Here is a 10625-nt window from a genome sequence, read left to right as displayed (position 1 = left end):
TGCTTATAAGTTTACTTATTGTTTAATCAATGTCATCACAGTAAACTACTGGTTTAATCAGGTCAGCCGGCTTATTGTGCATTAATTCCAGGGCGTCTGGAATCTTTTCAAAGCCGTAGAACTTGTGGGTAATCATCAATGATGGGTCCAGGCGGCCATTAGTAATCAGGCTGGCCAGCTTCTCCATCCGCAGGCGGCCGCCCGGCATCAGGCCGCCGTCGATAGTGATGTTGGACATCCCAACACCCCAGTCGGCCGCCTTGATCTTTAAGACGTCATTGCCGTTCAGGTAGGCCACGTTGCTGATCGCACCACCCGGCTTGGTCATCCGGGCCGCCTGGTCGAAGGTGTGTTCCGTGTCCCCACCGGCAATCAGCACCTTATCAACGCCCTGGTTGTCAGTCAGCTTGAGGATCTGGTCGGCAATGTCGCCCTGGTGGTAGTCAATGATGTCCGTAGCCCCGTACTCCTTAGCCACTTCAATCGTCTTGGGCCGGGAACCGACAGCAAAGATCCGGCCAGCACCGTGCAGGACGGCCCCCCGCAACGCCATCAGCCCCACCGGACCGATTCCGATGACGGCAACCGTGTCCCCATATTGGACATTCGCCATTTCATCGGCGTGCAGGCCAGTTGGGATCATGTCCGAGAGCATACATGCTTCACCGGGATCCATTCCCAGCGGCAGGTGGGCCAGGTTGCCATCGGCGTCGTTAACGTGGAAACGGGTAGCAAAGACCCCGTCCTTAAAGTTGGAAAACTTCCAGCCGGCCAGCATTCCACCGGAGTGCGAGGCATAGCCCGCCTGGGACTCCAGCTTGGACCAGTCCGGCGTAACGGCCGGGACCAGAACCTTGTCGCCGACTTTAAAGTCCTTGACTTCGTCGCCGACGGCTACAATCTCACCACAGGCCTCGTGGCCCAAGATCATGTTGTGCCGGGGACCAATGGCGTTCTCATAAACGGTGTGGATGTCTGAGGTACACGGCGCTACCGCTAGCGGCTTAACCAGGGCGTCCCGCGGCCCCATCTCGGGATCGTCTTTTTCAATAAAGCCCGTCTCGTTTGGGCCAATCATCGCAAAACCACGCATACAAACTTCCCCTTTCAATACATAGGCAACACCAACAGCCTAAAAATAGCACGCTTGTGAATTAATTGCAAGCGCTTACTGAACAGGACGTTAAAAAAGAAACTGGGAGAAAACTATGTTTTTCTCACCAGTCTCTTGCTAGTTCTTAACTATTACAAAGATAACGTGGAAAACCTACAGGCTAACTTCGTGTCGTAACCGCAAGGCTAGTGTCTAACGCCGCGAAGCAAGGCTATTTGCCTACGAACGCTAGCCGGCCCGTTCCGTGCCAACTATCGTCCTAGGTTAGCCATACGCCTTGTCGAGGAGGTTATTTCCCACTCCCCATAACCATTACTTAGCCGTCCGCCCTTCTAGCGCCATTCCCCGTTCCAACGACCGGTCAACAATAATCGACTGGGAGTCGGCCACCGGGTACTGGGTTTCCGGGTTCATCTCCTGGGCATAGGATAGTTCTGTGCAGCCCAGGATGACAACGTCAGCGCCCTCTTCCTCGACCATCCTGCGGACCAGTTCGTGGTATTTCTGGCCGTCGGAATGACCGGCCTCTTTGATATCGTGATAGATCAGGTCTTCGGTCATGTCGACGATTTCCGGTGTCGGCTTGATCTCCTGATAGCCCGCCCGGGTGATGTAACCGTCATACAAGCCGGCCTCCACGGTCCCCCGGGTCGCCAGAAGACCGACCTTCTTGGCATCTGGCTTGATCCGCTTGATCTCGGCAACCGTCTCCTCAAGCATATTGAGGATTGGGACCTTCGTCGCCGCCTGCAACTGGTCAAAGGCGTAGTGGGCAGTGTTGCAGATCAGCACGAAGAAAGCCGGGTTGAGCAGGCTCTGCTGCTGAATGTCCTCAATCAAGGCCTGGTTGTAGTCCGGCTGACTGTGGTCGAGAATCCAGGTCGTCCGGTCCGGAACGCTGGCGTGGTTGACGACAATGTAGTCCAGGTAGTCCTGGTCGCGGTGAATCGGGGTCCGCTGGTCAAGCAGGCGAACGTAGCTCTCGGTCGCCAGCGTCCCCATCCCCCCTAAAACGGTAAAGAATTTTTTCATTGATAAATTGCCTTCCTTTTTATGCTAAGAGCGCCACAAAAATTGGGCCGAGCAGGGTAATCCCGATATTGCCGACCACGAACGCCGGGGTGAAGGCTGCCGCATAGTAGGCGCCCCCCTCCGGTCCCGCTTTTTGAACAATTTCACTCATTGAGGCAGCACTCGTCCCGGAACCCGTCAAAGCCCCCAACAGTGCCAGCGGTTCCATCCGCAAGACGTAGCGGCCAAAGAGCAGGGTCAGCAGGTGCGGTGCAATCGTGATGATTGCCCCAACGACCAGCACGCCAACGCCCAGGGACTTAACCGCGGACGTAAAGGCCTGGGCCGATTGAAGGCCGACCGTCCCCACAAAAATCGTCAGACCAACGCTCTGGCAGAAAGTCGTGACCGTTTCCGGAATCGACTTGTAGTCGTGGTGGCGGCTAATCCAGGAACTCAACACCAGTCCCATAATCAGGGCCGCGGTCCCGTTGCCTAATTGAAGCGGGATACCATTTAATTTTAGCCCAAGAATTCCTAAAAGGGAAGCACCACCGATTCCGAGGGCAAAGAGGCTGAAGTTGATGGCGTCCTCACTGGTGTGCCAGCGCCCCATCTGATGCAGGATGCTAGCGGTTCGCGAGGTGTTCCCGGTCAGTGAAATCACGTTGCCGGGGCGCAGCTGGTTAATCAACTGTTCGTTCCCGGTGTTCGGGTCCTGGATGTTAATGAAGACCCCGTGCTGGCGCAGGGTTGCCAGCTGAACCGGCTTGAAGTTCTTACCAAGGACAAATTTGCGTTCCTGCGGGGCGTTTGTCGGCGTCAGTACCTCCTTAATGCCCTGAATGCCGTGCAAGCGGTCAAAGTGAATGGAATAGCCGATCACCGTTACCAGGTCCCCCGGCTTGATTTCATACTCCAGGTGGTCGGTCATCGTATCGTGGTGAAATACGGCCAGGGCAATCAGGCGGTAGTTGGTCCAGCGGTTAAACTGCACGATTGTCTTGCCGACTAGCGGCGAATCCGCGGCAACCCGGTAGGTCCGGCGCCAGGTCGGGTTCGGGTTCTTGGCATGAAAGTGGTACTTCCACGCCATCAGCGGCCCCTGTTCCTCAATCGTGATCCCGCAAATCTTCGGCGCGACATCCCGGAGGAAAACGATGACGCCCAGGGTCCCAAAGACGTAGGTCAGGGCGTAAGCGACCGGCAGCTGGGCCTCATAGGTCGCCCTGACGGTCTGGCTAACCGGGAGTGCCCCGATCGTCTGGAGAGAGCTGGCAACGGTTGCGGACTGGGTCAGGGAACCGGAGATGACCCCGGCGGCAATTCCCGGGCCAATCTTAAAGGCCACGAAGAGCCCCCAGGAAACGAAGAAGGCCACCAGCATCCAGAACAGGCTGGCGATAATAATCCGAATTCCAAAGAGTTTGAGGCTCACCAAGAGCTGGGGGCCGATCCGGTAGCCGACGGAGAACATGAAGGCCCCGAAGAAAATGGTCCCCAGCATCTCATTGCGGGGAAAGGCCCCCACCTGGCCGACGGTCAGGGTCACAATCAATGTCCCGACCGTCGCCCCGATGTTGAAGCGCCCGGCAATCTTGTAGTTCCCGATGGCAAAGCCTAAAGCAACGCAGATAAATAGGGTAAAGGTCTGGTTATTGACCATAAAATGGGTAATTGTAGCTAACATTAACGCTCCTTAGTCACTTTCCTAATTTCAATCCAGCAATATTATCACATTGCCGCCACCGCAATTCAACAGTTCCCGCTAACTTATCTCGCCCGCTAAAAGCACCGCTGGACTAGCCGCGTCGGGCCCAGTTTGGCCGCAGGCCGACCACCAGCGGCCCGCTTATTAAGTGAATGGTCAAGTTCCACTGGATTTTGCGGGCGTCCCGCCTGGCGGAAAGGCCGCTTATAAATGCCGCAAATATTAAAAAAGATATATATTATTTTATTTTAAGCGCTTCCTGTGCTAAGTTTTAACTAATAACAGTAAGGGAGTGAATTATCAGATGAGCACCAAAGATGCAAACCAAGATAAAAAGCTTGAAAAAGCTGATTTAACTGAAGTCATAAAGCAATTAAAAGTCGACCCCAAGACTGGGCTGTCCGCTGCCGAGGTTTCAAAACGCCGCGAAAAATACGGGGCGAACGAATTAACCACTAAGGAGAAGTCGTTTGCCAGCCAGGTTTTACACGCCTTTATGGGCCCCATTTCATACATGATTGAATTAGCAGCGATCGTATCAGCAATTATTGGTCACTGGGACGACTTTATTATCATTCTTGTTCTGCTGCTGTTTAACGTAACCATTGAGGTCTGGCAAAATCACAAGGCCTCTAGTGCCCTCGCAGCCTTGAAAAAGGGCCTGGCACCGCAAGCAATCGTCTTGCGGGACGGCAAGTTTCAAAACATCCCGGCCCGCGAACTCGTCCCTGGTGACATCATTAAGATCCGCCTGGGTATGGTAGTTCCTGCTGACGTACGCTTAATCGACGGGGAGTATGCGTCCATCGACCAGGCAGCTCTGACGGGTGAATCGCTGCCCGTAACCAAAAAGGTTGGTGATGGCGCCTACTCCGGCAGTATCGTTAAGCAGGGCGAAATGCTGGGGGTAGTGATCGCAACTGGTTCTAACACCTTCTTTGGCCGAACCGCCAAATTAGTTGCGAGTGCCGGTTCCGTCGGGCACGCCCAAAAGGCGATGTTTCAAATCGGCAACTTCCTGATCGTTGTCGCGGTTATCCTTGCGGCAATTATGGTTGCCTGCCAGGTCTACCGTGACATCGTTGTTACCGATACCTGGGGGTTAAAGAGTGCCCTCAACATCCTAGAATTTGTCCTGGTATTGCTGGTCGCCTCAATCCCGGTCGCAATGCCAACCGTCTTTTCGGTTACCCTAGCCCTCGGCGCGGTTAACCTCTCGAAACAAAAGGCGATCGTTTCCAAGCTCTCCTCAATTGAAGAAATGGCCGGAATCGACATCCTCTGTTCAGACAAGACCGGGACGTTGACCAAAAACCAACTGACCCTGGGCAAGGCAACGCTGATTAACGCCGCCGATGACCAGGACTGCATCTTTACCGGTGCCCTTGCATCACAGCGTGAGAACCACGACGCAATTGATGACGCGATCATTGCCGCGGTCAAGAACCCCGCGGACCTTCACAAGTGGCACGTCGACAAATTCATCCCCTTCGACCCCGTGACCAAGCGGACCGAAACCCACGCCCATAACGATCAGGGTGAAGTGCTGTACGCTTCTAAGGGTGCGCCGCAAGTAATTATCGACCTGGCAAAGCCGTCCGCCGCGGAAACGGCGAAGATTCAACAAGCGGTGGCCGACCTGGCCAACCATGGCTACCGGGCATTAGCGGTCGCCAAGTCGACCGACCAGGGCAAGACCTGGCAAGTGCTTGGGATTCTTTCCATGTTTGACCCGCCGCGCGATGATTCAAAGAAGACCATTAAAAACGCCCTTGATAATAAGATCAACGTTAAAATGATTACCGGTGACGACACGGCGATCGCGATTGAAACCGCCCGCCAGCTCGGCATGGGGACGAAAATCCTGAACGCGGCCGACGTCTTCCCCGAAAACTTTGACCCCGACCACGTTCCGGAAAGAATTGTGAATATCATTGAAGAGGCCGATGGTTTCGCCCGGGTGTTCCCTGAGCACAAGTACGCCATTGTCAAAGCGCTTCAGCAAAAGGGCCACATCGTTGCGATGACTGGGGACGGGGTTAATGACGCCCCGGCCCTGAAGCAGGCCGATTGTGGAACCGCCGTCCAGGGGGCAACCGAAGCGGCGCGCAGTGCTGCCGCCCTCATTTTAACCGCCCCGGGGCTCTCCGTAATTACGACCGCGATTAAAGAAGCCCGGAAGATTTTCAAGCGGATCACCGCCTATACGATCTACCGGGTGGCCCTAACCATGACGATCATGTTCCTGGTGGTTCTCTCATCGATTATTTTCAAGTTCCAGCCCCTGACCGCGGTAGCAATTGTGATGATGTCCCTGTTGGACGATTTGCCGATCATGTCAATCGCCTATGACAATACCGCGGTTGGGACAAAGCCAATGCGGTGGCGGATGTCGCACGTACTAACCACTTCGACCATCCTGGGGATTTTCTCGGTAATCCAATCGATGCTGATCCTGAGCGTCGGGTACAGCTTGGTCAACCATCACGACACCTTTGGCTGGCTCGACATGGTCAACCAAAGCCAGCTGCAAACCATCATGTTTATCCAGATTGTTTCCGCTGGCTGCTTGATGCTCTTCGTTTGCCGGGCCGAAAAATGGTTCTTTGAACGGCCATTCCCGGCTAAAATTCTGCTCCTCGCAACTTGCAGCACCCAAATCATCACGATTTTAATGTGCTTCTTTGGCTGGCTCGTCCCCGCCATTTCCTTAGAAACGATTGCCTTTGTTTGGGGCTACAACATTATTTGGATGTTCATCATGAATATTATTAAGCTAACCGTTGACCGGCACCTGAATAAGGACTAGGCTAACCACACAAGCCGGGGTGGCTGGCTTTCCAGCCGCTTCAACGCAAAAATCCGTACTAGGTTTTAAATTTCTTTAAAACCTAGTACGGATTTTCCTTTTCCCTGCTTACTTCTTTTCCACGAAGTACTTGGCAAAGTTCTTTTGCGAAACCATGTTGATCCGCTTTTCCAAGAGCCAGCGCATCAAGTTCATGTCCTTGGCGTAGTGGTAGGTCGTCCCCCACCGGCCGGCTTTAATCAGCTGTTCTGCCTGCTGCTTGATTTCGTTGTCCTTGGCGTATTTTAAGAAGGTTTGCTTGGAGACGCCGAGCCAGAGCTGGTACTGGGCCGGATCCTGGTTGGCGTAAATCGTTTCCTGGTCCCCTAAGCGGTCAAAGATGTAGTCTTCCACGGGGAAGGTCGCCAGCTGGTGGCCGTTAAGGGAAACGAAGAAGCTGCTCCGCCCCTGCCGCGGGTTCAGGTCAAAGACCTTGAACTGGCCGTCACGACGGTCATATTTCAGGTCAAAGTTGACAAAGCCGGTGAACTTGACGCTCTCCAGGAAGTGCTTGATGTTTTGGTAAATCTGCTCGTCGTAGGCCGGCATAATTGCCACGTAGTTACCGACATTGGACGGCTCACACTCCTCCAGCAGCGGGTGGCCCAGGCTCATCAGCTTGACCTGGCCATCCTTGCCGACGTAGCAGTTGATCGTCCGCATATTGCTGTCGTCACCCGGGATAAACTCCTGAAGGATCAGGTCACCCTTGTAAGGACTGTGCTCGTAAATCGTCGTCAGCACTTCGGTCAGGCGGGCGGCATCGTTAATGATGTAGGCCTTTTCGTAGCCCGCGAAGTTCCCCTTGTGCCACTCGACCGCGTCGGCCGCCTTTAGGGCCACCGGAAATTCAAACGGTGACTGGTAGTGCTGGTAGTCGGTATCCGGTTTGAGGATCGCGGTCTTCGGGTATGGCAGGGCATACTGCTCGCAGACCTCGTAAAATTCTTCCTTATTAGTCAGCTTGGCGACGGACTCGTAGTCGGCGTACGGGATCGCCATGTACTTCGCCAGCACGTCCCGGTTCTTGCTGACCAGCTCCGTGTAGTCATCCCCACAGCTGATCAAAACGACCTTCTTGCCCTGGTTGATATACTGCTGAGCAGCCGCAATCAGGGTCTTGGTAAAGACATCCGGCTGTTGCAGGCGGGCGTCGATGTGCAGGTCGACAATCTTGGAAAACCGGGTCGGGGCCAGCTCCGCCCGCGCGTACAGGTGGGACTTCACCCCATACTTTTCATACATTGACCGGGCCATTCCGTAGGCGTTAAAGTCGCTTCCTAAAATCAGCGGAACAAAGGGTTGTTCGCTCATTTTGTCTCACTCCCTCGTTAAAATTAAACGTTGCTTTCCATATTCCAAGCTCCTATTTTACCATACTTTTTGCCCCTTACCGATGGGCAGCCCGCCTTTGCAGCTGATAGTTGACCACAATCGCCGCCAGCGCAATGATCGCCATTGCCAACAGGAAGAGGTAGTCAAACCGGCCCCCGGCGTAAGAACGTGCTTGCAGGCTCCCCGCCCCGCTGTTCTGGTAAATGGCAAGGACCGCCGCTAGGAAGGCCGTTCCCAGGGAGCCAGCAAACTGCTGGACCATGTTGAAAATTGAGTTGACGTCGGCACTGTTTTGGGCCGCAACGAGGACCGTCGCGTTGGAAATCGTGTTCCCAAAGGCAAAGTTAAAGCCAATCCGGAGAATAATAAAGAAGGCCATAATCAGCACGGGCGTTAATCCCGGCTGAAATAGGGCAAAACAGAGGGTCCCCGCCAGCAGCAAGACACCGCCAAAGGTAACCGGGGTCGCAAAACCCTGGCTGTCCGCAAGGCGACCGGCAAACGGCGCCAGCAGGGCCCCGAAGACTGAACCGGGCAACAGGATCAATCCGGCAACCGTCGACGTCGAGCCGAGCACGTACTGGGCATACAGCGGGATTACCAGGGAAATCCCGATATTGATGAATTGCAAATTAAAATAGGTCAAAGTCGCCAGCCGGAGCGGCTTGCTGCGGAATACCCCCAGGTCAAAGAGCCGGGACCGACCGTGGTTGTTAACGTAAACGAAGAGGGCAAAGAAGCACGCTCCCGCCACCAGCCAGGCCAGGACCACCCAGCGCAGGCCGGACCGGCCAATCAGGGCCAGGCCGTAGACCACGGTAAACAGTGCCAGAGCCAGGCTGACCAAGCTGCCATAGCTAAAGGGCTGCTGGTTGCCAATCGGCCGGTTGCGGATAAAGAGCTGACCGAGCAGCAGACTGACCAGGACAAACGGCAGCAGGAGCCAAAAGATCATCCGCCAGGAGGTCACGGCGGAAATCCAACCGCCATAGGTCGGCCCCAATGCCGGGGCAAAGGAGATCACCATCCCCGCAAAACCGGTCATCGCGCCGAGCCGTTCCCGGGGAATCTCGGTAAAGATGATGTGGAAGAGGATCGGGGTCGACAGGCCGGTAGCGATGGCCTGAATCAGCCGGCCCGCCAGCAAGACCGCAAAACTGCCGGTCAAAGCGCACATCAAATCACCGGTGATAAAGGCCGCAACCGCCACCAGCTGGAGCTTCTGGGCGGTAAATTGGCGGAGGAGGTAGGCCGTCGTCCCCATCGTGACGGTCACCATCAAGAGGTAGCCAGTCGTAATCCACTGGACCATATCCAGGGAAACCGCAAATTCGCGGGATAGTTCTGGATAGGTAACGTTCATCGACGTTTCGTTCAAAATCCCGATAAAGGTCAAGAGCGCCAGGGAAAGAATGGCTAGGTAGGTATGTTGTTGCTTTGCGTGTGCCACGCTAACGCCTCCTTAAAGCTTAAATAAAAAACGGCCGTAGTGATTTACTCCACCACAGCCTAATTAACATTATTGTTATACCAAATCTAATTTGCCCCTGTCAAACCGGTTTGCCGGGCCAAAGCGCTCAGCCACTGTCGGGTCGGCGCGTCCAACTCTGCTGCTGGCCGGTACGGCAGCGGCGCTAGCAGGGCCCGCACCCGGGGCCAATCAAGCCGCCCGTCCTGGTAAAGGGCCCCCTGCAGCTGCTTAGCCAGCAGCCGGGTTTGGGCCGGCGGCAGGGTCCCCCGGCCAAGGAGGGTCGCTGCCGCTCCCCTTTGGGCCAGTTGTTCGGCCACCAGCCGGTTCAATTGGACGCCAGAAAGCTGGCTAGTCACCCGGAGGCGCTTCACCAGCGGTACCGCGGGTAGCTCCTTGACCAAGAAGCGCTGGAGGAGGGCCCAATTAGCCGTCAGCTGGGCGTAAAACTGCCAGGGCACCTGGGAGTTTAGCTTGCTCAGCAGTGGCGGCACGAGCTGGGCCAGGTTGCCATTGGCGGCCACCAGCCGGTCGCTGATCTCAATCAGGAAGCGCTGAACGGTTTCCTGCGCCGCCGGGGCTACCCGTTTCTTTGCGGTCAAAGCAAAGCGGACCAGTAGGAAGTCGGTTAGCTGGTCGGTAGGGATTGTGTTACCACCACTGCGGCGTTTGACCTTGAAGCTATTCAGTTGTTTAGTCCGGGTTGACTTAGCAAACTGACCCTGCTTGGGCATTTTCATCACTCCTCATCAGCAAATAATTATTTCCCGGGTTATGTCCCGAAAAAGAAACTGGCCGGCACAAGCTTTAAAAACAAAAAAGGAACTGGAATTTAAGTTCCAACTCCCTTCGTCAGTTGGGCTAGCTGGATTCGAACCAGCGCATGACGGTACCAAAAACCGTTGCCTTACCGCTTGGCTATAGCCCAATAATAAAAGATGGAGGAGGGTGGATTCGAACCGCCGAACCCGAAGGAACGGTTTTACAGACCGTCGCGTTTAACCAGACTTCGCTACTCCTCCATGTGGTCAAATTGATTCAGTAATCAATCAACGTTTATTATAATACCGAATCTCCGACCTAAATGCAAGCCTTTTTCACCGGCAAAATTAAAAAAGCCCCGTTCTAAATTCACCAG

The 10625-nt window shown here is 54.8% G+C and carries 7 protein-coding genes and 2 tRNA genes; 1 reads left to right on the top strand and 8 read right to left on the bottom strand.

What is annotated here, in order from left to right; translation table 11 throughout:
- Positions 1-22: 22 nt before the first annotated feature.
- The 3 genes from HMPREF0494_RS07660 to HMPREF0494_RS07650 form a co-directional block, all read right to left on the bottom strand.
- Complete coding sequence (locus HMPREF0494_RS07660) at positions 23-1093, bottom strand: NAD(P)-dependent alcohol dehydrogenase (RefSeq protein WP_007124381.1); 1071 nt, start codon at positions 1091-1093, stop codon at positions 23-25.
- 333 nt (positions 1094-1426) lie between these two features.
- Positions 1427-2146, bottom strand: coding sequence for an aspartate/glutamate racemase family protein (locus HMPREF0494_RS07655; RefSeq protein WP_007124380.1), 720 nt, complete (start codon positions 2144-2146; stop codon positions 1427-1429).
- 19 nt (positions 2147-2165) lie between these two features.
- The gene (locus HMPREF0494_RS07650; protein WP_007124379.1) at positions 2166-3815 is read right to left on the bottom strand and encodes an aspartate-alanine antiporter-like transporter; all 1650 of its coding nucleotides are present in this window, start codon (positions 3813-3815) and stop codon (positions 2166-2168) included.
- A 325-nt stretch (positions 3816-4140) separates the two neighbouring features.
- On the opposite strand from HMPREF0494_RS07650, the gene HMPREF0494_RS07645 reads away from it, so the two are divergent.
- A complete protein-coding gene (locus tag HMPREF0494_RS07645; protein WP_007124377.1) occupies positions 4141-6645 on the top strand; it encodes a plasma-membrane proton-efflux P-type ATPase in 2505 nt (834 codons plus the stop codon).
- Positions 6646-6753: 108 nt separating this feature from the next.
- Here the strand turns inward: HMPREF0494_RS07645 and HMPREF0494_RS07640 are convergent, their stop codons facing one another.
- From HMPREF0494_RS07640 to HMPREF0494_RS07620, 5 genes are all read right to left on the bottom strand, one after another.
- The gene (locus tag HMPREF0494_RS07640) at positions 6754-7998 is read right to left on the bottom strand and encodes a carboxylate--amine ligase (protein ID WP_007124376.1); all 1245 of its coding nucleotides are present in this window, start codon (positions 7996-7998) and stop codon (positions 6754-6756) included.
- A gap of 76 nt (positions 7999-8074) precedes the next feature.
- Positions 8075-9469, bottom strand: a complete 1395-nt coding sequence (locus HMPREF0494_RS07635; RefSeq protein ID WP_007124375.1) for an MFS transporter — start codon at positions 9467-9469, stop codon at positions 8075-8077.
- Positions 9470-9555: 86 nt separating this feature from the next.
- On the bottom strand, positions 9556-10221 hold the full coding sequence (locus HMPREF0494_RS07630; RefSeq protein ID WP_040458948.1) for a hypothetical protein: 666 nt from the start codon (positions 10219-10221) through the stop codon (positions 9556-9558).
- Positions 10222-10343: 122 nt separating this feature from the next.
- Positions 10344-10415: transfer RNA gene (locus HMPREF0494_RS07625), tRNA-Gln, on the bottom strand.
- Positions 10416-10426: 11 nt separating this feature from the next.
- A tRNA-Tyr gene (locus HMPREF0494_RS07620) sits at positions 10427-10509 on the bottom strand.
- Positions 10510-10625: the final 116 nt, after the last annotated feature.

The organism is Limosilactobacillus antri DSM 16041 (assembly GCF_000160835.1).
Lineage (GTDB): Bacteria > Bacillota > Bacilli > Lactobacillales > Lactobacillaceae > Limosilactobacillus > Limosilactobacillus antri.
Note: the sequence above shows the minus strand (reverse complement) of the source record. Positions and strands in the feature narration are given on the sequence as shown.

Coding starts and splice junctions, on each gene's coding strand:
- HMPREF0494_RS07660 (WP_007124381.1), bottom strand. CDS start 1,093: ATGCGTGGTTTTGCGATGATTGGCCCAAACGAGACGGGCTTTATTGAA.
- HMPREF0494_RS07655 (WP_007124380.1), bottom strand. CDS start 2,146: ATGAAAAAATTCTTTACCGTTTTAGGGGGGATGGGGACGCTGGCGACC.
- HMPREF0494_RS07650 (WP_007124379.1), bottom strand. CDS start 3,815: ATGTTAGCTACAATTACCCATTTTATGGTCAATAACCAGACCTTTACC.
- HMPREF0494_RS07645 (WP_007124377.1), top strand. CDS start 4,141: ATGAGCACCAAAGATGCAAACCAAGATAAAAAGCTTGAAAAAGCTGAT.
- HMPREF0494_RS07640 (WP_007124376.1), bottom strand. CDS start 7,998: ATGAGCGAACAACCCTTTGTTCCGCTGATTTTAGGAAGCGACTTTAAC.
- HMPREF0494_RS07630 (WP_040458948.1), bottom strand. CDS start 10,221: ATGCCCAAGCAGGGTCAGTTTGCTAAGTCAACCCGGACTAAACAACTG.